Source organism: Mycobacterium sp. TY814 (genome assembly GCF_030755175.1).
In the GTDB taxonomy this organism is placed as follows: domain Bacteria; phylum Actinomycetota; class Actinomycetes; order Mycobacteriales; family Mycobacteriaceae; genus Mycobacterium.
This window is the reverse complement of record NZ_JAUFRY010000001.1, coordinates 2,137,092-2,160,420: the sequence shown is the minus strand read 5'-3', so window position 1 is coordinate 2,160,420 and position 23,329 is coordinate 2,137,092. Positions and strand designations below refer to the sequence as shown.

Below are 23,329 nucleotides of genomic sequence, written 5' to 3'. Positions count from 1 at the left end.
GCCGGGTGGGGCGCCGCGCAGCGGGTCGCGATACGGGCCCGTGGCCAGCCCGACTAGGTTTGATCCGTGCGATTGGGTGTGTTGGACGTGGGCAGTAATACCGTCCACTTGCTGGTGGTCGATGCCCACCGGGGTGGGCATCCGACGCCGATGAGTTCCACCAAGGCCACCCTGCGCCTGGCCGAGGCCACCGACAGCTCGGGCCGGATCACCAAGCGCGGCGCCGACAAACTGGTGTCCACCATCGACGAGTTCGCCAAGATCGGCGTCAGCTCCGGGTGTGCCGAGTTGATGGCGTTCGCGACGTCCGCCGTCCGGGACGCCGAGAATTCCGACGACGTGCTGGCCCGGGTCCGGAAAGAGACCGGTGTCGAGCTTCAGGTGCTGCGCGGCGTCGACGAATCGCGCCTGACGTTCCTGGCGGTACGGCGCTGGTTCGGATGGAGTGCGGGGCGCATCGTCAACCTCGACATCGGTGGCGGCTCACTCGAGGTCTCCAGCGGAGTGGACGAGGAGCCCGAGGTAGCGATGTCGCTGCCGCTGGGCGCGGGACGGTTGACCCGCGAGTGGCTGCCCGACGACCCACCCGGCCGGCGCCGGGTGGGGATGCTCCGCGACTGGCTGGATGCCGAGCTGTCCGAGGCCGCGGCGACGGTCCTGGACGCCGGCACGCCGGATCTCGCGGTGGCCACGTCCAAGACGTTCCGCTCCCTGGCGCGCCTGACCGGCGCCGCGCCGTCGGCGGCCGGTCCGCGGGTGAAGCGGACGCTCACAGCAAACGGCCTCAGACAACTCATATCTTTCATCTCTAGGATGACGACCGCTGACCGGGCAGAACTGGAAGGAGTCAGCGCCGAGCGGGCACCGCAGATCGTCGCAGGCGCTCTGGTGGCGGAGGCGAGCATGCGAGCGCTGTCGATCGATCAGGTGGATATCTGCCCGTGGGCGCTACGGGAGGGTCTCATCTTGCGCAAACTCGATGCCGAAGCCGACGGAACGGCACTGGTGGAGACGTCGGTGCGGGATGCTGGACGTCAGTTGGTTGATCGGAACTCGCCTAACCGATCGAGAGGCAACAAACCATGACCGAACCAGACTCCGAGGACACCAAGCAGATCTCGGTGGCCGAACTGCTGGCCAGGAATGGAACCATCGGAGCTCCCGCGGTCACGCGCCGGCGCCGCCGCCGGCGTGGTGACGATTCGGTGACCGTTGCCGAACTGACCGGCGAGATCCCGATCATCCGCGACGACCGTCCGCCGGCGCCGCCGCCCGTCAAGCGGGACGTGCCGGCGCCCGCACCGGCCGCCCCACCCGCGCCCGAACCCGTCGTCGAACGGGCTGCCGAACCCGTCGTCGAACGCGCTCCCGAACCCGTCGTCGAACGGACTCCCGAACCGGCCTCGAAACAGGGCACAGTCGCCGCCCCCGAGCCGGAACCGAAGACCCCGTACTGGGCCGAGCCCGAGCCGCGCTGGCCCAAGTCCGAACCGATCGCCACCCGCCGGACCGGACCGGAGCGCAGCGAATACCCGCGCCCGGTGCGGCACTTGGACGACGTCCGCGACTCCGACACGCAACAGTCCGGGGCCGACAGCATGAGCCCGGACCCGGTGGGGCACTACACCGACGCCTCGGTCGACGTCCTGGACAGCGAGATCAGCGAGGCCGAGGAGTCCGTCGAGGACTCCGCATACGTGCGCTCCTACCTGCAGGAGCCGGAGGACGGCGCCGAGCACACGCTGTTCGGCGGACAGTCGATCGCCGACGAGGTGGCCCGACGGCGCAGCGAGCGCCCGGCAGTGGACGAGCGAGACGTCGACTCCGGGGTGGCAGCGCCGCGGCGCCGCTCCGGCAGCACCGCGGCGGCACTGGGCCGTGCGGCGCTCACCGTGCTGCAGTCCATCTTGGCCGTTGCGTTCGGCGCGGGTCTGTTCATCGCGTTCGACCAGCTGTGGCGGTGGAACTCGATCGTGGCGCTGGTGCTTTCGGTGCTGGTGATCCTCGGCCTGGTGGTCGGTGTGCGGGTGGTCCGGAAGACCGAGGACATTGCCAGCACGCTGATCGCGGTTGCGGTGGGTGCGCTGATCACCCTCGGACCGATGGCTCTGTTGCAGACCGGTTAGGCGCCTCAGGCACACAGTGCGCCCAGCAATCAAAGTCGGCTTGTCGACGGCCTCGGTCTACCCCCTGCGAACCGAGGCCGCGTTCGAGTACGCGGCCCGACTCGGCTACGACGGCGTCGAGTTGATGGTGTGGGGCGAGTCGGTCAGCCAGGACATCGACGCGATCGGCAGGCTGTCACGGCGCTATGGCGTCCCGGTGCTGTCCGTGCACGCCCCCTGCCTGCTGATCTCACAGCGGGTGTGGGGCGCCAATCCGATCGTGAAGCTGGACCGCAGCGTGCGTGCCGCCGAACAGCTCGGCGCGCAGACCGTCGTCGTGCATCCGCCGTTCCGGTGGCAACGGCGGTATGCCGAGGGATTTCGCGAACAGGTCCGGACCCTGGAAGAATCCAGCAGCGTCATGGTGGCCGTCGAGAATATGTTCCCGTTCCGTGCCGACCGGTTCTTCGGCAGTGATCAGAGCCGCGAGCGGATGCGCCGGCGAGGCGGCGGGCCGGGCCCGGCGATCTCGGCGTTCGCGCCGTCCTACGACCCGCTGGACGGCAATCACGCGCACTACACGCTGGACCTCTCGCACACCTCCACCGCCGGCACCGACTCGCTGGAGATGGCGCAGCGGATGGGATCGGGACTGGTCCATCTGCATCTGTGTGACGGCAGCGGCCTGCCCGCCGACGAGCACCTGGTGCCTGGCCGCGGCACCCAACCGACCGCCGAGGTGTGCCAGCTGCTGGCCGCGAGTGATTTCACCGGTCACGTGGTGCTGGAAGTGTCCACCTCGGGAGCACGGTCGGCCGCGGAGCGCGAAGCCATGCTCGTCGAGTCGTTGCAGTTCGCCCGCACAAATCTGCTGCGCTGACATGGGTGCACTGTTCACCGCGGCCATGGCGCTGCGCGAAGTCGACACGGGCCCGGACGGCCAGGTGTACGAGGGCGCCCTCGACAAGAACTGGACCATCGGCCCGAAGGTGCACGGCGGCGCGATGATCGCGCTGTGTGCCAACGCCGCTCGGACCGCGTACGGCGGGGACAACCTGCATCCGGTTGCGGTGTCCGCGAACTTCCTTTCGGCCCCCGATCCGGGCCCGGTGCAACTGGTGACCACCGCACGCAAGCGCGGCCGCCGGATCACCGTGGCCGATGTGGAGCTGGTCCAGGGCGGGCGCGCCGCGGTGCACGCCGTCGTGACCCTGGGCGAACCCGAACACCATCTGCCGGGCGAGAGCGAGCCGCTGCTGTCGGCCAACCCGGTGCTGGATCTGATGCCACCTGAACCGCCGGAGGATCTGGAGCCGATCGGGCCGGGCCACCGACTGGCCGGCCTGGTGCACCTGGGCGCGGGCTGCGACATCCGCCCCGTGCTGTCGACGATGGAGCCGACCGGCGACGGGCGTCCGCCGCTGCTCCAGATGTGGGCGCGTCCGCGTGACGTTGCCCCGGACGGGCTCTTCGCGCTGATGTGCGGCGACCTGTCAGCGCCGGTGACCTTCGCCGTGGACCGGACCGGCTGGGCGCCCACCGTTCAGCTCACCGCCCTGCTTCGGTCCCTGCCCGCCGACGGCTGGCTGCGCATCGTCGCCACGTGTCTCGAGATCGGGCACGACTGGTTCGACGAGGACCACATCGTCGTCGACCGGTTGGGCCGGCTGGTGGTGCAGGCCCGCCAATTGGCCCTCGTACCGCCCGGGCTGCCTGCCCGGTAGCACGGCCGCTGTGTCTGGAATGCTCTCCGGCATGGCAAGAATCGCGATTATCGGCGGCGGCAGTATCGGCGAGGCACTGTTGTCCGGCCTGCTGCGGGCAGGCCGGCAGGTCAAAGACCTGGTGGTGGCCGAACGAATGCCCGACCGGGCGAAGTACCTGTCGAATACCTATGGCGTACTGGTGGCGGCGTCGGTCAAGGATGCAGCCGAGAACGCCACGTTCGTGGTGGTGGCGGTCAAGCCGGCCGATGTCGAGGCGGTGATCGACGACCTCGCCGACGCGGCAGCCGCGGCCGAGCACGACAGTGCCGAGCAGGTGTTCGTGACGGTGGCGGCCGGCGTCGGCATCTCCTACTTCGAGTCCAAGCTGCCGGCCGGGACACCGGTGATCCGGGCGATGCCCAACGCGGCGGCGCTGGTCGGCGCCGGGGTCACCGCGCTGGCCAAGGGCAGGTTCGTCAGCCCTGAGCAACTGGACGAGGTGTCCGACCTTTTCGACGCGGTTGGCGGGGTGCTCACGGTCCCCGAGCAGCAACTGGACGCGGTGACCGCGGTGTCGGGATCGGGTCCGGCGTATTTCTTCCTGCTCGTCGAGGCCCTGGTGGACGCCGGGGTCGCGGTGGGGTTGAGCCGTCAGGTGGCCACGGACCTGGCGGCGCAGACGATGGCCGGATCGGCAGCGATGCTGCTCGAGCGGATGGACGAAGGTGGCCGGCCGGCCGACGGTGAGCCGATCGGCCTGCGAGTGGACACCTCGCCGGCACAGCTGAGGGCGTCGGTCACCTCACCGGGGGGCACCACCGCGGCCGGGCTGCGCGCGCTGGAACGCGGCGGATTCCGGGTGGCGGTCGACGCGGCGGTCCAGGCGGCGAAAAACCGCTCTGAGCAGCTGAGAATTACATCGGAATAATTCAAGAAATTTGAACCGATTGTCTCTCACCAGTACCAGTAACCCCACTAGTCCCGCTATTCTCCTCTTGTATGCCCGAGTGGGTGCCAGCGGAGGGGAAGCCGCTGGCATTGCGCGGGCCTGACACGATTGGGTTGCGATGACGTCAACGAATGGGCCGTCGGCACGGGATTCTGCAGGTAAGGCGGCCGGATCCGCCGACGCCGCCCAGTCCCGGACACAATTCCTCACCGTCGCCGAGGTGGCCGCCTTGATGCGGGTGTCGAAGATGACGGTGTACCGCCTGGTGCACAACGGTGAGCTGCCGGCGGTTCGGGTCGGGCGGTCCTTCCGGGTCCACGCCAAGGCGGTCCACGACATGCTGGAGACGTCGTACTTCGACGCCGGGTAAGACGCCGGGTAGGCGGTTGCGGCGCACGCCTGACGCGCGCTCGACCAGCCTCGATGAGTTCAGGATCCCCGCGCTGAGGCCGACGGCCCAAGCCGGTTTGGTGTTGCGGCCCCCGGGTTCGGTAAGGTGGCTGGGTCCTTTTTCGAGGTCTTAGACGGCCGGTGAGATAGCGGAGTTCATGGGTTCAGTAATCAAGAAGCGGCGCAAGCGTATGTCGAAGAAGAAGCACCGCAAGCTGCTACGTCGCACGCGGGTACAGCGCAGAAAACTTGGCAAGTAAGCGCAGCCCGCGGGTATGGTCACCCGTCCGTAACGCTTCCGTTTCTCCTCGTCGTTAGGCTGTCAAGGTGGATTCGTCGAACGAGGGCGGCGGAGCCGGCGGTCAGCAGCCCGACGCAGACACGGTGCACTACCCGAAGGTGGTGTTGGTCACCGGCGCATGCCGGTTCCTGGGCGGCTATCTGACCGCGCGTCTCGTGCAGAACCCGCTGATCAACCGGGTCATCGCGGTGGATGCGATCGCGCCGAGCAAAGACATGCTGCGTCGGATGGGCCGCGCGGAGTTCGTCCGTGCCGACATCCGGAACCCCTTCATCGCAAAGGTGATTCGGAACGGCGAAGTCGACACGGTGGTGCATGCGGCGGCCGCGTCGTACGCACCGCGGTCGGGCGGCACCGCGGCGTTGAAGGAACTCAACGTGATGGGCGCGATGCAGCTGTTCGCCGCTTGCCAGAAGGCACCGTCGGTGCGCCGGGTTGTGCTGAAGTCGACCTCGGAGGTCTACGGCTCGAGCCCGCACGACCCGGTGATGTTCACCGAGGACAGCAGCAGCCGCCGACCCTTCCGCGAGGGGTTTGCCAAGGACAGTCTGGACATCGAGGGATACGTCCGGGGGCTGGGCCGGCGGCGGCCCGATATCGCGGTCACCATCCTGCGGCTGGCCAACATGATCGGCCCGGCGATGGACACCTCGTTGTCGCGTTACCTCGCGGGGCCTTTGGTGCCAACGATGTTCGGCCGCGACGCCCGGCTGCAGTTGCTGCACGAGCAGGACGCGCTGGGCGCGCTGGAGCGCGCGGCGATGGCCGGTAGGGCCGGCACCTTCAACATCGGCGCCGACGGAATCATCATGCTGTCGCAGGCGATTCGTCGTTCCGGACGAATTCCCTTGCCAGTACCCGGTTTCGGTGTGTGGGCCCTCGATTCACTGCGACGTGCCAACCGTTATAACGAGATCAGCCGCGATCAGTTCGCGTACCTCAGCTATGGCCGCGTAATGGATACCACCCGAATGCGTTCGGAGCTCGGCTACCAGCCGAAATGGTCTACGGCAGAGGCGTTTGACGACTACGTCCGCGGGCGCAACTTGACTCCCATAATCGACCCGCATCGGGTACGCTCCTGGGAGGGTCGTGCCATAGCGGTGGCGCAGCGCTGGGGAAGCCGAAGTCCCATTCCGTGGGCGGGGTCGCAGATAGATTTGGGTAGATAACGTGGCGGGTGAAACCAGAGCGAATGTTATTCCACTGCACAGCAATCGGGGTCGCGTAGCGGCACGCCGCCGTGCCGATCAACGCACGGACGCCACCCGTCAGCATCCCTCGCTGCTCTCCGATCCGAACGGTGCCGCATCGGCTGAAGAGCTTGCTGCCGTCGTCCGCGAGATAGACGAGCACCGCCGCGCGACCGGCGGGTCGTCCTCCGGTGAGGCGCCGCTCAACGACCTCGCTCAGCGCGTCGCCGCCGTTGCCGGATTCTTCCGGCAGCGGCTGATCGGCGATTACAGCGTCGACGAATTCGGATTCGATCCGCACTTCAACGACGCGATCGTGCGGCCTTTGCTGAGGTTCTTTTTCAACTCGTGGTTCCGGGTCGAGGTCAGCGGTATCGAGAACATCCCGAGCGAGGGCGCGGCACTGGTAGTGGCCAACCACGCCGGAGTGCTGCCGTTCGACGGTCTGATGCTGTCGGTTGCCGTGCATGACGAACACCCGGCACAGCGCGATCTGCGCCTGCTGGCCGCCGACATGGTGTTCGACCTGCCGGTGGTGGGCTCGGCGGCCCGAAAAGCGGGTCACACCATGGCCTGCACGACTGACGCCCACCGGCTGCTGGCGTCCGGCGAACTGACCGCGGTGTTCCCGGAGGGCTACAAGGGGCTGGGCAAGCGCTTCGAGGATCGCTACCGGTTGCAGCGGTTCGGTCGCGGTGGATTCGTCTCGGCGGCCCTGCGTACCAAGGCGCCGATCGTGCCCTGCTCGATCATCGGCTCCGAAGAGATCTACCCGATGCTGACCGATGTGAAGTTGCTGGCGCGGTTGTTGGGTGTGCCCTACTTCCCGGTGACGCCGTTGTTCCCGTTGGCCGGCCCCGCCGGCCTGGTGCCGCTGCCGTCCAAGTGGCGGATCGCGTTCGGTGAGCCGATCCAGACTGCCGATTACTCGCCCAGCGACGCCGAGGACCCGATGGTCACCTTCGAACTGACCGATCAGGTCCGCGAGACGATCCAGCAGACGCTGTACCGGTTGCTGGCCGGTCGTCGCAACATCTTCCTCGGCTGAGGCCGCCCAAAGTCACGCGAGCAGACGGAAAAGCCCCGATTTCGTTCTGAAACCGGGGCTTTCGCGTCTGCTCGCGCAGCGAGTGGAGTTACTTGACCAGGGTGAACTGACAAACGTTGGTGTAGCCGTCGCGGAACAGGTCCGAGCAGCCCCTCAGGTACTTCATGAAGGTCTCGTACTCCTGCTCACCCTTGAGCTCGATGGCCCGCTCCTTGTTGGCTTCCAGCGCGTCGGCCCACGTGTTCAGGGTCGGAACGTAGTTCTTCCCGATGTAGTGGTGGCGCTCGATCTTGAAGCCGGCCTCGGTCGAGTAACGGTCGACCTGCTCCACCTGTGGCAACTTCCCACCGGGGTAGATCTCCCGGAGGATGAAGCTGATGAAGCGCAGCAGGGTCATCGTCGTCTTCAGTCCCATCGCCTTACCCTCTTCGGCGGTGGGCACCACGATGGAGTGCAGCAGCATCCGGCCGTCATCGGGCAGCAAGCTGTAGTACTTCTTGAAGAACGTGGCGTACCGCTCGTAGCCCGCGTCGCCGGCGCCGTCCGCGAAGTGCTCGAACGCTCCCAGCGACACGATGCGGTCGACGGGTTCGTCGAACAGCTCCCAGCCCTGCAAGCGCACCTCTTTGCGGCGCGGGCTGTCCATCTCGTCGAACTTCTGCTGGCAGTGCGCGAGCTGGTTCTCGCTGAGCGTCAGGCCGATCACGTTGACGTCGTAGTGCTCGACGGCGTGCCGCATCGTCGAACCCCAGCCACTGCCGATGTCGAGCAGCGTCATCCCGGGCTCGAGGTTGAGCTTGTCCAGCGCGAGCTTGCGCTTGGCGAACTGTGCCTCTTCGAGCGTCTTGGTCTGCGGCTCATCGATGTTGGGGTTCTCATCGAAGTAAGCGCAGCTGTAGGTCATCGAAGGGTCGAGCCACAGCTTGAAGAATTCGTTGGAACGGTCGTAGTGCGACTGCACCGCCTCGACCGGCGGATGCAGCTGGGTGCCACCCGTTGTGCCTTCTGTCATTAATCCGACGCTACCTGCCGCTATCCAATGGATGCAATTGCGGCCACCGTCGCCTCGGCGTCCGAGTCATGCTGGGCTGCTTCGCCCAACATGGTGACGACACTGGTGATCACCGGCTTGCCTTCGGCATCGGTCACCTCGCTGCGTATTTCGGCCAGAACCGTTCCGTGGGACTGGATGACCGAGTCGAGATAGGTGTCGAAGTGCAACTCGTCGCCGACCACGATCGGCCGGTGGAATTTGAATTTCTGGTCGCGGTGCATGACTCGGGCGATGTTGATCGGGATGCTGAACTTGGTGAAGATCTCGAGCTGAACACGCCGCCCGGCGATGGCCAGGAACGTCAGGGGGGCGGGCAGCGCCTCGTAGCCGGCCTCGGCGGCGACGGCTTCGCTGTGGTGAATCGGGTTGTCGTCTTTGACCGAAAGGGCGAATTCACGGATCTTTTCGCGCCCCACCACGAAGTAGTCTTCCTGCCGGTAGTGCTTACCGATGATTCCTTCGGCTCCCTGGGGAACTGTCATGACGCTGCTTTCCGATCGAAGAGTTAGCTCAGCGGCGCAGCTTATCAGCGTGATTGACGGCGGGACGCCAACGCGGCCAGTGCGCCACCCGCCGCTCCCAGCGCCAGAGCGGACGGCACACCGATGCGGGCGGCCTTGCGGGCGGTCCGGAAGTCGCGGATCTCCCACCCTCGTTCCCGGGCCAGGCTGCGCAGTCGGGCGTCGGGATTGATCGCGACCGCGGTGCCCACCAGGGACAGCATGGGCACGTCGTTGAAGCTGTCGGAGTAAGCGGTGCAGCGCTTGAGGTTGAGGCCCTCCCGGATGGCCAGCGAACGCACCGCATGGGCCTTGCCGGTGCCGTGCAGAATGTCGCCCACCAGCCGGCCGGTGAAGATCCCGTCAACCGATTCGGCCACGGTGCCCAGGGCACCGGTAAGGCCCAGCCGACGGGCGATGGTCGACGCGAGTTCGTAGGGGGTGGCGGTGATGAGCCACACCTGCTGACCGGCGTCGAGGTGCATCTGGGTGAGCTCGCGGGTGCCCGGCCAGATCTTGTCGGCGATGATCTCGTCGTAAATCTCGTCTCCGAGGCGCACCAGCTCGTCGACCGACCGGCCCTCGATGAAGGCCAGCGCTTTGCGCCTTCCGGCCGCGACGTCGTTGCTGTTCTCCTTGCCGAGTACCTGGAACTTGGCCTGGGCGTAGACGAATCCGAGGACGTCGCGGTAGGTGAAGTAGTCGCGGGCGGCCAGCCCGCGGCCGAAGTGCACCGCCGACGAGCCCTGGACCAGGGTGTTGTCGACGTCGAAGAACGCGGCTGCGGTCAGGTCGATGGGCGGCTGCGGACGGTCACTCGGTTCATTGGCCGCGATGTCGGCCAGGGCACGTTCGGCGCTGGCATCGGCTGCCAGCGACTCCAGGTCGACGCGACCGCTCACGGGTTCAGAGGAAGCCATGGAAGACATGAGCCAAACCTCCAAGTCGCTGGGTAGCTGTCGAGCCGACATCAACCCTATCCGTCCACAGCCAGGCAAATGTCAGACTGGTGGCCATGGTCACGTCCGCGAGCCGACCGCAGGTGCACCTGTTGACCCGCGCCGGTTGCGCCATCTGTGACCGGGTTCATGCGCGGCTGGCCGAACTGGCCGACGAGCTCGGCTTCGATCTGGACAGCACCGACGTGGACGCCGAGGCGCAGGCGGGAAATCCCGGGCTGCGAGCCGAATTCGGAGATCGGCTGCCGGTGGTCCTGCTGGACGGCCGGGAGCACAGCTACTGGGAGATCGACGAGCCGCGGTTGCGTGCCGACCTTACGGCCCGGTGACCGTCAGCGCTGATTATTTGGTAGCCCACCTGACAACCGTCTACCGTAGGTAGTAGTTCACTTTCCGACGCTGCAAGGGAGCGGGCCAGGTGATGCTGCCGTGAGCATCCTGCTCTTCGGGGTTTCGCACCGCAGTGCGCCGGTCTCCGTGCTGGAACAACTCAGTATCGATGAGTCCGATCAGGTCAAGATCGTTGACTCGGTGCTGCAGTCGCCGCTGGTCAGCGAGGCCATGGTGCTCTCGACGTGCAACCGTGTCGAGGTCTACGCCGTGGTCGAGGCGTTCCACGGCGGACTATCGGTGGTCGGGCAGGTGCTCGCCGAGTACTCCGGGCTCCCGATGAGCGATCTGACCAAGCACGCCTACGTGCGCTACAGCGAGGCTGCCGTCGAGCACCTGTTCGCGGTGGCCAGCGGTCTGGATTCGGCGGTGGTCGGCGAGCAGCAGGTACTGGGGCAGGTGCGCCGCGCCTACGCCTCTGCGGAGGCCAACAGCGCGGTCGGTCGGGTGTTGCACGAGCTCGCCCAGCGCGCGCTGTCGGTGGGCAAGCGGGTGCACTCCGAGACGGCGATCGACGCCGCCGGCGCCTCGGTGGTGTCGGTCGCGCTGGACATCGCCGAACGCAAGCTGGGCACGCTCACCGGCAAGACTGCCGTGGTGGTCGGCGCCGGAGCGATGGGCGCCCTCGCGGCCGCCCACCTGACGCGCGCGGGCATCGGCCGGGTGCATGTGCTGAACCGGTCGCTGGCCAGGGCCACCCGGCTGGCGGACCGGATCGAGGCGTCCGGCGTGCCGGCCGAGGCGCTGACGCTGGATCGGCTCGCCGAGGCGCTGGCCGACGCCGACGTGGTGGTCAGTTGTACCGGAGCCGTCAGCCCGGTGATCTCGCTGGCCGACGTACACCACGGCCTGGTCAACGCGCGCCGGGACGAGGCTGCAAAACCCCTGATCATCTGCGATCTCGGAATGCCCCGCGACGTCGACCCGGCAGTGGCCGGGTTGCCCGGCGTCCTGGTAGTCGACGTGGACCGGGTGCAACACGAACCGTCGGCGCATGCGGCGGCCGCCGATGTCGACGCGGCGCGCCACATCGTCGCCGCGGAAGTGGCGGCCTACCTGACCGGGCAGCGAATGGCCGAGGTCACCCCGACCGTCACCGCGCTGCGCCAGCGCGCCGCCGACGTCGTCGAGGCCGAACTGCTGCGCCTGGACAACCGGCTGCCCGGCCTGGACTCAGCCGAACGCGAAGAGGTGGCCCGCACGGTGCGCCGAGTGGTGGACAAGCTGCTGCATGCACCCACGGTGCGGATCAAGCAGCTGGCCAGCGCACCCGGCGGCGACAGTTACGCCGAGGCGCTGCGCGAACTCTTCGAACTGGAACAAACCGCTGTCGACGCTGTTGCCACCGCCGGTGAATTGCAGGTTCTGGCAACGGAATTCGACAACCCTGCGGCCGAGTGACCGATTGGCACACGTGATCCGGATAGGCACTCGGGGCAGCCTGCTGGCCACCACCCAGGCCGCGACCGTCAGGGACGCTCTCATCGCCAACGGCCATCCCGCCGAGTTGGTGACGATCAGCACAATTGGGGACCGGTCGTCGGCACCGATCGAAGAGTTGGGTGTGGGCGTCTTCACCACCGCACTGCGCGAGGCGATGGAGCAGGGCCGCGTCGACGCGGCGGTGCACTCCCACAAGGATTTGCCGACCGCCGAAGACCCCCGGTTCACCATCGCGGCCATTCCGCCGCGCAACGACCCCCGCGACGCCCTGGTGGCCCGCGACGGGTTGGTGCTCGGAGAGTTGCCGGCCGGGTCGCTGGTGGGGACGTCGTCGCCGCGGCGGGCCGCACAGCTTAGAGCACTGGGTCTCGGTTTGGAAATCCGCCCCCTACGAGGCAACCTAGATACCAGGTTGAACAGGGTAAGCAGTGGTGATCTTGACGCCGTCGTGGTGGCCCGGGCCGGGTTGGCCCGACTGGGCCGTCTCGGCGACGTCACCGAGACGCTCGAGCCGGTGCAGATGTTGCCAGCACCTGCTCAGGGAGCTCTCGCCGTCGAATGCCGGTCCGACGACAGTCGCTTGGCGGCGGTGTTGGCCGAACTGGACGACGCCGACACACGTGCGGCGGTCACCGCGGAGCGCACCCTGCTCGCCGAATTGGAGGCCGGTTGCTCGGCACCGGTGGGCGCGATCGCGGAAGTGGTCGAGTCCATCGATGAGGAGGGGCGGGTCTTCGAAGAGCTGTCGCTGCGCGGCTGCGTGGCGGCACTCGACGGATCCGATGTGATCCGCGCGTCTGGCATCGGCAGATCCGATCGGGCACGGGAGTTGGGCATCTCGGTAGCCGCGGAGCTGTTCGAACTGGGCGCCGCAGAGTTGATGAGGGGAGCGCGGGAAGACCCCGCGCGAGGAAGTTGAAAGAGACTTGGGAGCGACAACGATGACGCGAGGGCGTAAGCCGACACCGGGCCGGATCACGTTCGTGGGCTCCGGTCCTGGCGACCCCGGGCTGCTGACCACCCGGGCTGCCACGGTGCTGGCGAACGCGGCCTTGGTGTTCACTGACCCCGATGTGCCCGAGGCGGTGCTGGCGCTGATCGGCAAGGATCTGCCTCCGGTGTCCGGCCCGGCCCCCGCCGAGACGGCGCCGGCCAGCGCGGATACCGCCGCCGGTTCGTCCAGCCCGGAAACCGCCGCCGCGGTGATCTCGGAAGGCCCGGACGTGCGTCCCGCGCTCGGCGATCCCGCCGAGGTCGCGAAAACGCTGACCGCGGAAGCCCGCTCGGGCGCCGACGTGGTCCGGTTGGTGGCCGGCGACCCGCTGTCGGTGGACGCGGTGATCACCGAGGTCAACGCCGTCGCTCGCGCTCACCTGCACGTCGAGATCGTGCCCGGCCTGGCCGCGACCAGTGCGGTGCCGACCTACGCCGGGTTGCCGCTGGGCTCCTCGCACACCGTCGCCGACGTGCGCGGGGACGTCGACTGGGAGGCGCTGGCCGCCGCGCCCGGCCCGCTGATTCTGCAGGCCACGGCGTCGCATCTGGCTGACGCTGCGCGCACCCTGATCGACCATGAGCTGTCCGACAGCACGCCGTGCGTGGTGACCGCGCAGGGCACCACCTGCCAGCAGCGTTCGGTGGAAACCACGCTGCAGGGCCTGACCGATCCGGCCGTCCTGGGCGGCGGAACGGACCCGGCCGGACCGTTGACCGGCCCGTTGGTGGTCACCATCGGCAAGACGGTGGCCAGCCGGTCCAAGCTGAACTGGTGGGAGAGCCGGGCCCTGTACGGCTGGACCGTGCTGGTGCCCCGTACCAAGGACCAGGCCGGCGAGATGAGCGAGCGGCTGACGTCGTACGGCGCGCTGCCCATCGAGGTGCCGACCATCGCCGTGGAGCCGCCCCGCAGCCCCGCGCAGATGGAGCGTGCGGTCAAGGGCCTGGTGGACGGCCGGTTCCAGTGGGTGGTGTTCACCTCGACCAACGCGGTCCGTGCGGTGTGGGAGAAGTTCGGCGAGTTCGGTCTGGACGCCCGCGCATTCTCCGGTGTCAAGATCGCCTGCGTCGGTGAGTCGACGGCAGACCGGGTGCGCGCCTTCGGGATCAGTCCCGAGCTGGTGCCGTCCGGGGAGCAGTCGTCGATGGGCCTGCTCGACGAATTCCCGCCCTACGACAGCATTTTCGACCCGGTGAACCGGGTGCTGCTGCCGCGTGCGGACATCGCCACCGAGACGCTGGCCGAGGGCCTGCGTGAGCGTGGCTGGGAGATCGAGGACGTGACCGCCTACCGGACCGTGCGGGCTGCCCCGCCGCCGGCGTCCACCCGGGAGATGATCAAGACGGGTGGCTTCGACGCGGTGTGCTTCACCTCCAGCTCCACCGTGCGCAACCTTGTCGGCATCGCCGGCAAGCCGCACGCGCGGACCATCATCGCCTGCATCGGGCCCAAGACCGCCGAGACCGCGGCCGAGTTCGGCTTGCGGGTGGATGTCCAGCCGGAGACCGCCGCGGTGGGTCCCCTGGTCGACGCGCTGGCCGAGCACGCTGCTCGGTTGCGCGCCGAAGGCGCCCTGCCGCCGCCGCGCAAAAAGAGCCGCCGGCGATGACTCATCTTGCGTTGACTCTGCGTGAGTGGCGCAAGTGTGCGAGTGACCTCCGCCCTCAACGCAGAGTCGCCGGACAAGAATGAGGCAGCGGCCGCGCCGGCTCCGCTCCACCCCGGCGATGCGTCGCCTGGTGGCCGAAACGTCCTTGGAGCCAAGGCATTTGGTGCTGCCGATGTTCGTCGCCGACGGCATCGACGAACCGCGGCCGATCTCCTCCATGCCGGGTGTGGTGCAACACACCCGCGACTCGTTGCGCAGTGCCGCGGCCGACGCGGTCGCCGCCGGTGTCGGTGGACTCATGCTCTTCGGTGTGCCCTGTGCGCAGGACAAGGACGCGGCAGGCTCGGCCGGCACCGATCCGGACGGCATCCTCAACCGGGCGTTGCGGGATCTCTCGAAGGATCTCGGCGACGCCACCGTCCTGATGGCCGACACGTGTCTGGACGAGTTCACCGAGCACGGGCACTGCGGGGTGATCGACGAGCGGGGCCGGGTGGACAATGACGCCACCTTGGTTCGTTATGTGGAATTGGCTGTGGCACAAGCGGAGTCGGGTGCGCATGTGGTAGGTCCGAGCGGCATGATGGACGGCCAGGTGGGGGCGATCCGGGACGGCCTGGACGCCGCGGGTTACTCCGACGTCGCGATCCTCGCGTACGCCGCCAAGTTCGCCTCGGCGTTCTACGGCCCGTTCCGCGAGGCCGTGGCCTCCAGCCTGTCCGGTGACCGGCGCACCTATCAGCAGGAGCCGGGCAACGCGCGCGAGGCGCTGCGCGAGGTCGGGCTGGATCTCGACGAAGGCGCAGACATGGTCATGGTCAAGCCCGCGCTGGGGTACCTGGACGTGCTGGCGGCAACCGCCGGCGTCTCCCCGGTGCCGGTGGCGGCCTACCAGGTTTCGGGAGAGTACGCGATGATTTGTGCGGCGGCGGCCAACAATTGGATCGACGAACGTGCCGCGGCACTGGAGTCGTTGACCAGTATCCGACGTGCGGGGGCTGACTTCGTGCTGACCTACTGGGCCGCCGACGCGGCGAGGTGGCTGGCGTGACGGAGGCGCACATGGAATCTGCAGACGAGCGGGGGGACAAGCCCGCTGACAAGCCCCTGTTCTACGAGTCCGGTGCGAGCTGGTACTGGGTGCTGGCGGGACCACTGTCGGCGGCCTCGCTGATCTACATCCAGCACGTCAACCACGTCCCGATCTCCTTCCTCGTTCCGTCCGTCTTCCTGGTCTTGGTGTCGGCGTTCGTGGCGCTGCAGGTCAAGGCTGCGCGGATCCACACCTCGGTCGAGCTGACCGAAGACGCTCTGCGCCAGGGCACCGAAACCATCCTGGTGCGCGAGATCCTCAAGGTGTTCCCCGAGGCCGAGAACTCGGTGAAATCGGACAAGCCGCTGGCCAGGTGGCAGTCGGCGCGGGCGCTGGGCGAATTGGTGGGGGTGCCGCGTGGCCGCTACGGCATTGGACTCAAGCTCACCGGCGGGCGCACCGCGCAGGCGTGGGCGCGCCGGCATCGCCACCTGCGTGACGCCCTCACGCCGCTGGTGGAGCGGCGGGTCGGTCCCTACGTCGCCGAGGTTGCCGACGAGATGGACCCGTTCGACGACGACAACGAGTCGATCCTGTGACGACCCGCGCGATAGTGGAGTTGGCGCTGGCGGCGGCCGCCCTGGTGGCCACGGGGTTCAGCTGGTTGCAGACACGGTCGACGATCGCCGTGGCGCCCGTCGCAGACGGGCAGCCGACCACCATGTCGGTGGTCTACGACCCGCAGCAACTGGTGCTGACACTGTTGCTGGCGTCCGTCGCCGGAATTTTCGCCGTCCTCGGCCTGATCCGGCTCCGGCGGGCTAAGCCGACTTCTTGACCAGCGGCAGAACCAACTGGCGGCGCCAGTTGATGCCGTCGGCCAGGTAGCGCAGCGCCTCATGAACCGAACGGGTCACCGGGAAAGGCGCCTCGGCGGGGTCGCCGCAGTCGCCCAGCAGCGCGTTGACGACGGGGTTGGCGACGACCATCCACTCCACGCCGGCGGCTCGGCATTCCTCATCGACGACGCTGAAAAGTGCGATCCCGGCCGACGAGAAATGGGTAACGGTGCTCAGATCGAGTACCACGGGATTGTCGCTGAGCACGAAACGCCGCACGTGCTCGCCGATTTGGTCGACGTTGACGGCATCGATCTCGCCGCTGATGGTCACCACGGTGGCCAGGTGCCGGCAATGAGCCCGAATCTGGGCGCCACTGAGGTCGATTGCACCCGAAAAGTCGGCGGTGCTCGAAACGCGTCGTGTGATCGCGGTAGTCATCAAAGAGCCCCACTTCCCCTCGGTGGGCCGACCAGTGAGCCGACCGAACCCTGCACTCTAAAGTGCCCGCTAAACCTAAGGGGACCGGTAGCCACGACTAACTCTTTGCTAAGAAGCGGCTCGTCCACCGGCCGCAGGGCTGCGCTGTTAGGCTGCCGGTTGCTAGTCGGGGGGCTTGTGAGCGGGCGAGAACGCTTCGGTTGGCCGGTGAATTGACGCAAGAAACAGCAGACAGCAAGAGTCCAGGCGGGAAGAACGTCGTGCCCAGCGTAGAGATGAAGGCTGCAATCCGCGGGGAGATCAAGGCCCTGACCGGACTGCGCATCATCGCGGCGCTGTGGGTGGTGCTCTTCCACTTCCGTCCGATGCTGACCGATGTCTCGCCCGAGTTTCGCGAGAACCTGGCGCCGGTGCTCAACTGCGGCGCCCAGGGCGTCGACCTGTTCTTCATTCTCAGCGGTTTCGTACTGACCTGGAACTACCTCGACCGGATGGGCGGGGAATGGTCGACGCGCGCCACCGTGCACTTCCTGTGGCTGCGGCTGGCCAGAGTCTGGCCGGTGTACCTGCTCACCATGCACCTGGCCGCCCTGATCGTCATCCTCAGCCTGCACGTCGGGCACGTGCCGTTGCCCGAGGTAAGGGACCTCACCGCGATCAGCTACGTCCGTCAGGTCCTGCTGGTGCAGTTGTGGTTCGAACCGTTCTTCGACAACACCAGCTGGGACGGGCCGGCCTGGTCGATCAGCGCGGAATGGCTGGCCTACCTACTGTTCGGCGTGATCGTGCTGGTGATCCTGCGGTTCGAGCGGACTACCCGGGCGCGGAGCCTGATGGTGCTGGCCTTCGCGGCGTGTCTGCCGCCGGTCGTGCTGTTGCTGGCCAGCGGCTATTTCTACACGCCGTGGAGCTGGCTGCCGCGCATCGTCACTCAGTTCATCGCCGGCGCGCTGGCGTGTGCCGCGGTGCGCAGGCTGCGGCTCAGTACCCGGGCCCGATACGTGGCCGGCTACCTGTCGCTCGTTCTCGTGGCCGCGATGGTGGGAATCCTCTACTGGTTCGATGCGCACCCGATCAGCGGCGTGGTGGACAGCGGCGGCGTGGTGGACGTGCTGTTCGTGCCGCTGGTGATCACGCTGGCCATCGGCCTCGGCAGCCTGCCCTGGGTGCTGTCGACGCGACTGATGGTGTACGGCGGGGAGATCTCGTTCTGCCTGTACATGGTTCACGAGCTGGTGCACACCGTGTGGGGCTGGGCGGTGCTGCAGTTCGACATCACGCCCCAGGACAACCCATGGAAATGGAACGTGATCGGGCTGATCGTGATCGCGTTGCTGCTATCGAGCTTGATGTACCACTTTGTTGAGGAGCCGGCCCGGCGCTGGATGCGCAGGATGATCGGCGCCAGAGCCGCGCCTGCGGGGACTCAGCCGGACGATTCGCCCATCGCCAAGCGGCATCCGATCGATGGTGCGTTGTCCGGGGTGACGCCGCGGGCGGGGTGAGAGGCCTGCCCCCGCAGGAACTGAGCCTGAATCGGCAGGTCATGCGCAGCTGGTGATGGCCCTCCCGGCAGCTTTGACTGCGCGGGATTCGGCACACGAACTCACTTTGTATGCATTCGTGGATCTTATCTGTGAATGCATCGAATTTATTAACGTCGACGCAGTTTATTGCTTATCCTTGCCTCCGGCAACGTCGCTGCGTGCGGCGTTGTGGCCGTAGCGACGTGTTCCGATCGACGGCAGTCGAGCCTTCCAGAAGTCGGACATCGCCGCACGGTGGCTTGTCGGAGAGGGTTCGCCATGTCCTTTTTCATCACGTCTGCCCCGTGGGTGTCCGCGGCGGCCGGGGAGCTGAGCCGGGTCGCGTGGTCGGTGAACCAGGCCAATCTTGCCGCCGCGTTCCCCACGGCAGCGCTGCTGCCTGCGGCTCAGGACGAGATATCGACGGCAATTGCGTCGCTGTTCGGCGACCATGCCCGGGAATACCAGGCCGTGAGTAAGCAACTGGCTGCTCTGCAGAGCCAGTTCGTCCAGACGCTCGATGCTTCAGCTGCCGCTTACGCGGCAGCTGAAGCGGCCAACGAGCTTCAGTTGGCGGGCGAAGGACTGCTTGCCGCCGTAAACGCGCAGACCCAGAACTTGGTGGGCCGGCCATTGATCGGCAACGGTGCCGACGGCGCGCCGGGCACCGGACAGGCCGGTGCTGCTGGCGGGATCTTGATCGGCAACGGTGGCGCCGGTGGCTCGGGCGCGACGGGTCAGGCTGGAGGTAACGGCGGTGCCGCCGGCCTGTTTGGCAACGGCGGAGCGGGCGGTGCCGCCGGATTGGGCGCGGCACCTGGCAGAGGGGGCGCCGGGGGTCTGTTTTACGGCAACGGGGGTGCCGGCGGGCAGGCGGCATTCGGCGGTAGCGGTGGCGGCGGTGGTTCCGCCGGGCTTTTCGGCGACGGCGGCGCCGGTGGCGCCGGCCGTCAAGGCGGCAGCGGCGGAGCGGGTGGGTGGCTGTACGGGGACGGCGGCGACGGCGGGACCGGCCTCGATGCTGGTTCTGGTGGGCGAGGCGGTAACGCCGGGTTGTTTGGCAATGGCGGTGCCGGAGGCGCTGGCGGCGCCGGCAAGGGCCTGATCGGCCGCGGTGGCAGTGGTGGCCATGGTGGATCTGGCGGGCTGCTGTACGGCGATGGTGGTGCCGGCGGCGCCGGCGGCAATGGGGTCAACGGCACCGATGGCGGTGCCGGTCTGTTCGGAACTTCCGGTGGCGATGGCGGTGTCGGCGGAACTGGCGGTCGCGGTTCGCGACTCTTCGGCGTGGGAGGCATCGGCGGGGCCGGAGGTCAGGGCGGTGCCGGCGGCTCCGGCGGTGACGGCCTGGCCATGTTTACGCCGGGCTTCAATGGCCAGGACGGTGGTAGCGGCGGCAACGGCGGAGCTGGAGGATCCGGCGGAACCGGGGGTGCCGGGGGGCTGATCAACAGCCTCTTCGCCGCGGCAGCAGGACACGGTGCCGGCGGCGTGGGCGGCGCTGGTGGCATCGGTGGCAGCGCCGGCGATGGCGGAGCCGGCGCGGCCGGGGACGCGAACATAAATGCCGGAGCCGGGGGCAACGGTGGAAATGGAGGTAACCCCGGCGCCGGTGGTGTCGGTGGGCTCGGCGGTTTCGGTGCCGAGGGCGTCCGGGCCGCCCACGGTGCCTCCGGTGCCGCACCCAGCAGCGGCGGCAACGGCGGGATCGGCGGCCGTGGTGCCGACGCCACCGCAGCGGGCGGCAAGGGCGGAGCCGGCGGCATGGGCGGCCACGGCGGCGCTTACGGCAATGGCGGCACCGGCGGCGACGGCGGTAACGGCGCAGCGGGCACTTCGTACGCGACTTTCAGCGCCACGCCCGTCCACGGCGGAATCGGCGGTGACGGCGGCGCCGGCGGCGCGGGCGGCAACGGCGGATCACTGGCCGGGACGGCCGGAGCCGGTGGGGCCGGCGGCAATGGCGGCAGCGGTGGGTCGGGTAGCAACGGAATCAACGGAGCTGCCGGAGCATCGCCCGGTGCCAGGGGCGCAGACGGCACCGCCAGTGGTAACGGCGGAGCGGGCGGCGCAGGGGGCGATGGAGGCGCCGGAGGCTTCAACGCCGCAGGTCAGAGTGGTGTTCACGGAGTGGGCGGAAAAGGCGGTGACGGCGGGGCCGGCGGTATCGCCGGAAACGGCGGCGCCGGAGCCGATGGGCAGGAGTTCCTCAACAACGGCGACGGGGGAGCGGGCGGAAACGGCGGCGACGCCGGTAGGGGCGGCACCGCCGGAGTTGGCGGGAGCAGCGGTGGCACCGAGCGGGCCGCCAGCGGCAAGGACGGAATGACTGTCGCCAGCGGCAACGGCGGCAGTGGTGGTAACGGTGCCAACGCCGGTTTGTCCGGTACCAACGGTGGGGCAGGCGGCGCCGGTGGACATGGCGGCAGCCATGGCAGCGGAGGCACCGGCGGCCGTGGCGGCGACGGCGCCACCGGCAGCCCGGCTACAGGTGGCTTTGCCCCCGGTAATGGCGGTCCCGGCGGTGCCGGCGGCGCGGGTGGGGCGGGCGGCAACGGCGGAACTGAGCAGGGTAATGCCGGTAGCGGTGGTAGTGGCGGCAACGGCGGCAGAGGAGCCGACGGCGGCATCGGTTTTGACGGCTTCGCCGGCTCCAAAGCGGGGGCCGACGGTGGTAAGGGTGTCAGCGGAGGCAATGGCGGTCAGGGTGGCGCCGGCGGCGACGGCGGGGCCGCTGGTACGGCGAACGCTGGTGCAGCAGGTGCACACGGGATTGGCGGTAAGGGCGGCGCCGGTGGAAACGGCGGTACACCCGGTAATGGCGGCAAGGGCGCGGACGGTGCCTGGAACGTTAATTCCGGCGCCGGCGGCCGCGGGGGCGACGGCGGTAACCCGGGTACCGGTGGCAAGGGCGGCGCCGGCGGGTCAAGCGGCGGCGGCACCTACGCCGACAGGGGTGCGGATGGCAGCGTGCCGACCACCGGCGGCAACGGTGGTAACGGCGGTAAGGGCGCAGACTCGCTCGCCATAGCCGGCGTTGGCGGCACGGGCGGGGCAGGTGGCAACGGCGGGACCTATGGCAACGGTGGCGCAGGTGGGGCCGGAGGTCAGGGCGGATTGGGCGCCAGCGGCGCTGACGGCGGGCAAAATGCTGACGGCAGCGGCCGCACCGGTGGCACCGGTGGTCTCGGCGGCCTGGGTGGGGACGGCGGAAAGGGCGGCAACGGCGGAACCTTGGGCGGTCGCGGCGGTGACGGGGGCGTCGGCGGCAAGGGCGGCGAGGGCGGCATCGGCGGGCGCGGTGGCACCGGAGCCAATGGCCGCCTTCCAGGTTCGGACGGTATGAACGGTGGCGACGGCGGCATCGGCGGACAGGGTGGCGCCGGCGGTGGCGGCGGCCAAGGCGGTATCGGTACCAACGGAAACGGCCAGCGAGGTGTTGGCGGTGACGGCGGCACCGGCGGTACCGGAGGCTTCGCCGGCGACGGCGGCAACGGCGCACGTGGACAATCCGGATTCGATGGCGGCAACGGAGGCAACGGCGGCAATGGCGGTAACCCCGGCCAGGGTGGCCAGGGCGGATTCGCCGGCAACGGCTCCAGCAAGGGCAATGTCGGAGCCAACGGAGCTATCCCTACCGGCGGCGGCAACGGTGGCAACGGCGGGGCCGGTGAGAATGGTTTCGCTGGTGACGGCGTCAACTCCGGCAACGGCGGCAATGGCGGCCGCGGCGGCGACGGCGGCGCGGTCGGAAACGGTGGCGCCGGGGGGCGCGGCGGAAACGGCGGTGTGGGCGATCAGGGGAAGGCGGGCGCGACGGTCGTACACGGCCAGACCGCCGTTCCGGCGGGCGGAACAGGCTACAACGGTGGTAATGGCGGTAACGGCGGCGCGGGCGGCAACGGCGGCCGCCTGGCCGGCAACGGCGGGGCCGGGGGGGCTGGGGGCGCCGGAGGCGATGGTGGCACAGGCGGCGCCGGCGGCAACGGTGAAAACGGGACTGTCAGCCAACATGACGGTGTATCGGCCGGCTCAGGCGGTCTGGGCGGGAAAGGCGGCCGTGGCGGTATCGGCGGCAACGGCGGAATCAGCCTGAGTGGCAAGGGTATTGATGGTGCAGGAGGGGACGGTGGCGCCGGTGGTCTGGGCGGCGACGGTGGCCGCGGCGGGCGCGGCGGCAATGCCTACGACGCGACAGGTACGGTCGGGCCCGGCAATGGTGGATGGGGCGGCAAGGGCGGCTCCGGCAACTTCGGTGGCGATGGTGGTGCCGGTGGCACGGGCTCCAGCATCGGCAAACAGGGTGGCACTGGAATTCAAGGCAACGGCGGTGGTGGCGGCGCCGGCGGCAATGGCGGTAAAGGCCAGGACGGCATCCTGGTCTACCAGGGCGGTGGTGGTGGCCGAGGCGGTGCCGGAGGCATCGGTTACATCGGTGGCGACGGCGGCGTCGGCGGCACCGGCGGGACCGGCGGATCTTCTGGCGGGATCAACACTGCGCAGACGGGCGGGAAGGGCGGCAACGGCGGCGACGGCGGCGACGGAACGTTGCGCGGCGGTGATGGTGGACCCGGAGGCAGCGGTGGTACTGGCGGCAATGGTTCCAACTCACCCTTGAGCTCTTCCAGCGGCGCCTTCGGTGGGCTTGGTGGCACCGGCGGCACTGGCGGTAACAACGGCGATGCAGGTTTCCCTGGCGGTCCCGGCAAACCCCCCACCGACAGCGTCGACGGCGACCCGGGCATTGTGGGTGGTTTAGGCGGTGCCGGTGGAACCGGAGGGCTAGGCCGGCTCCGTTTCTGAGGTACGGATTGCCAGTGACGGTGCCTCGCACCCCAGGTTCGGG

Annotated in this window: 22 protein-coding genes; 18 read left to right on the top strand and 4 right to left on the bottom strand. The window is 68.5% G+C overall.

Annotated features, from left to right (window positions below; translation table 11 throughout):
- Nucleotides 1-66: 66 nt before the first annotated feature.
- The 9 genes from QXH22_RS09545 (at nucleotide 67) to QXH22_RS09505 (ending at nucleotide 7,692) form a co-directional block, all read left to right on the top strand.
- Nucleotides 67-1,086, top strand: coding sequence for a Ppx/GppA phosphatase family protein (locus QXH22_RS09545; RefSeq protein ID WP_306242552.1), 1,020 nt, complete (start codon nucleotides 67-69; stop codon nucleotides 1,084-1,086).
- Complete coding sequence (locus tag QXH22_RS09540) at nucleotides 1,083-2,126, top strand: hypothetical protein (protein WP_306242550.1); 1,044 nt, start codon at nucleotides 1,083-1,085, stop codon at nucleotides 2,124-2,126. The genes QXH22_RS09545 and QXH22_RS09540 overlap by 4 nt, the downstream gene beginning before the upstream one ends.
- A gap of 16 nt (nucleotides 2,127-2,142) precedes the next feature.
- Nucleotides 2,143-2,985, top strand: a complete 843-nt coding sequence (locus QXH22_RS09535; RefSeq protein WP_306242548.1) for a sugar phosphate isomerase/epimerase — start codon at nucleotides 2,143-2,145, stop codon at nucleotides 2,983-2,985.
- 1 nt (nucleotide 2,986) lies between these two features.
- On the top strand, nucleotides 2,987-3,829 hold the full coding sequence (locus QXH22_RS09530; protein ID WP_306275442.1) for a thioesterase family protein: 843 nt from the start codon (nucleotides 2,987-2,989) through the stop codon (nucleotides 3,827-3,829).
- A 31-nt stretch (nucleotides 3,830-3,860) separates the two neighbouring features.
- Nucleotides 3,861-4,739, top strand: a complete 879-nt coding sequence (gene proC, locus QXH22_RS09525) for a pyrroline-5-carboxylate reductase (RefSeq protein WP_306242544.1) — start codon at nucleotides 3,861-3,863, stop codon at nucleotides 4,737-4,739.
- 139 nt (nucleotides 4,740-4,878) lie between these two features.
- Complete coding sequence (locus QXH22_RS09520) at nucleotides 4,879-5,130, top strand: cell division/environmental response transcriptional regulator (protein WP_065044559.1); 252 nt, start codon at nucleotides 4,879-4,881, stop codon at nucleotides 5,128-5,130.
- Between the two features lie 178 nt (nucleotides 5,131-5,308).
- The gene (locus QXH22_RS09515) at nucleotides 5,309-5,410 is read left to right on the top strand and encodes a 30S ribosomal protein bS22 (protein ID WP_003402602.1); all 102 of its coding nucleotides are present in this window, start codon (nucleotides 5,309-5,311) and stop codon (nucleotides 5,408-5,410) included.
- 67 nt (nucleotides 5,411-5,477) lie between these two features.
- A complete protein-coding gene (locus QXH22_RS09510; protein ID WP_306242539.1) occupies nucleotides 5,478-6,623 on the top strand; it encodes an SDR family oxidoreductase in 1,146 nt (381 codons plus the stop codon).
- Nucleotides 6,610-7,692: a lysophospholipid acyltransferase family protein gene (locus QXH22_RS09505; RefSeq protein WP_306244452.1), complete on the top strand. Its 1,083-nt coding sequence runs from the start codon at nucleotides 6,610-6,612 to the stop codon at nucleotides 7,690-7,692. Before QXH22_RS09510 ends, QXH22_RS09505 begins: the two co-directional genes overlap by 14 nt.
- Before the next feature lie 88 nt (nucleotides 7,693-7,780).
- Here the strand turns inward: QXH22_RS09505 and QXH22_RS09500 are convergent, their stop codons facing one another.
- Genes QXH22_RS09500 through QXH22_RS09490 form a run of 3 tightly spaced genes read right to left on the bottom strand, consistent with a single transcriptional unit; the run spans nucleotide 7,781 to nucleotide 10,166 of the window.
- Complete coding sequence (locus QXH22_RS09500; RefSeq protein WP_306242537.1) at nucleotides 7,781-8,704, bottom strand: cyclopropane mycolic acid synthase family methyltransferase; 924 nt, start codon at nucleotides 8,702-8,704, stop codon at nucleotides 7,781-7,783.
- Between the two features lie 20 nt (nucleotides 8,705-8,724).
- Nucleotides 8,725-9,228, bottom strand: coding sequence for a MaoC family dehydratase N-terminal domain-containing protein (locus tag QXH22_RS09495; protein ID WP_306242535.1), 504 nt, complete (start codon nucleotides 9,226-9,228; stop codon nucleotides 8,725-8,727).
- 44 nt (nucleotides 9,229-9,272) lie between these two features.
- Entirely contained in the window at nucleotides 9,273-10,166 is an 894-nt protein-coding gene (locus tag QXH22_RS09490) for an HAD family hydrolase (protein ID WP_371934214.1), read from the bottom strand.
- Nucleotides 10,167-10,261: 95 nt separating this feature from the next.
- Between QXH22_RS09490 and QXH22_RS09485 the strand changes: the two genes are divergently transcribed.
- The 7 genes from QXH22_RS09485 to QXH22_RS09455 all read left to right on the top strand — a co-directional run bounded on the left by QXH22_RS09485 (nucleotide 10,262) and on the right by QXH22_RS09455 (nucleotide 16,515).
- Nucleotides 10,262-10,534, top strand: a complete 273-nt coding sequence (locus QXH22_RS09485) for a glutaredoxin family protein (RefSeq protein WP_306242530.1) — start codon at nucleotides 10,262-10,264, stop codon at nucleotides 10,532-10,534.
- A 100-nt stretch (nucleotides 10,535-10,634) separates the two neighbouring features.
- On the top strand, nucleotides 10,635-11,996 hold the full coding sequence (locus QXH22_RS09480) for a glutamyl-tRNA reductase (protein ID WP_306242529.1): 1,362 nt from the start codon (nucleotides 10,635-10,637) through the stop codon (nucleotides 11,994-11,996).
- A gap of 13 nt (nucleotides 11,997-12,009) precedes the next feature.
- Nucleotides 12,010-12,957 carry a hydroxymethylbilane synthase gene (gene hemC / locus QXH22_RS09475; protein ID WP_306244451.1) on the top strand — a complete coding sequence of 316 codons (948 nt, stop codon included), beginning with the start codon at nucleotides 12,010-12,012 and terminating at the stop codon, nucleotides 12,955-12,957.
- 22 nt (nucleotides 12,958-12,979) lie between these two features.
- Nucleotides 12,980-14,644 (top strand): bifunctional uroporphyrinogen-III C-methyltransferase/uroporphyrinogen-III synthase, encoded by a 1,665-nt coding sequence (locus tag QXH22_RS09470; RefSeq protein ID WP_306275441.1) that lies wholly within the window; start codon nucleotides 12,980-12,982, stop codon nucleotides 14,642-14,644.
- A gap of 79 nt (nucleotides 14,645-14,723) precedes the next feature.
- Entirely contained in the window at nucleotides 14,724-15,695 is a 972-nt protein-coding gene (hemB, locus tag QXH22_RS09465; RefSeq protein ID WP_306242527.1) for a porphobilinogen synthase, read from the top strand.
- An 11-nt stretch (nucleotides 15,696-15,706) separates the two neighbouring features.
- Nucleotides 15,707-16,276 carry a DUF3093 domain-containing protein gene (locus QXH22_RS09460; RefSeq protein WP_306242525.1) on the top strand — a complete coding sequence of 190 codons (570 nt, stop codon included), beginning with the start codon at nucleotides 15,707-15,709 and terminating at the stop codon, nucleotides 16,274-16,276.
- On the top strand, nucleotides 16,273-16,515 hold the full coding sequence (locus QXH22_RS09455; protein WP_306242523.1) for a hypothetical protein: 243 nt from the start codon (nucleotides 16,273-16,275) through the stop codon (nucleotides 16,513-16,515). Before QXH22_RS09460 ends, QXH22_RS09455 begins: the two co-directional genes overlap by 4 nt.
- Here the strand turns inward: QXH22_RS09455 and QXH22_RS09450 are convergent.
- Complete coding sequence (locus tag QXH22_RS09450; RefSeq protein ID WP_306275439.1) at nucleotides 16,499-16,957, bottom strand: STAS domain-containing protein; 459 nt, start codon at nucleotides 16,955-16,957, stop codon at nucleotides 16,499-16,501. The genes QXH22_RS09455 and QXH22_RS09450 overlap by 17 nt on opposite strands.
- A 275-nt stretch (nucleotides 16,958-17,232) precedes the next feature.
- Between QXH22_RS09450 and QXH22_RS09445 the strand changes: the two genes are divergently transcribed.
- Both QXH22_RS09445 and QXH22_RS09440 read left to right on the top strand, forming a co-directional pair.
- On the top strand, nucleotides 17,233-18,462 hold the full coding sequence (locus tag QXH22_RS09445; protein WP_306244450.1) for an acyltransferase: 1,230 nt from the start codon (nucleotides 17,233-17,235) through the stop codon (nucleotides 18,460-18,462).
- A 300-nt stretch (nucleotides 18,463-18,762) separates the two neighbouring features.
- The gene (locus tag QXH22_RS09440; RefSeq protein ID WP_306275438.1) at nucleotides 18,763-23,286 is read left to right on the top strand and encodes a PE family protein; all 4,524 of its coding nucleotides are present in this window, start codon (nucleotides 18,763-18,765) and stop codon (nucleotides 23,284-23,286) included.
- Nucleotides 23,287-23,329 lie beyond the last annotated feature (43 nt).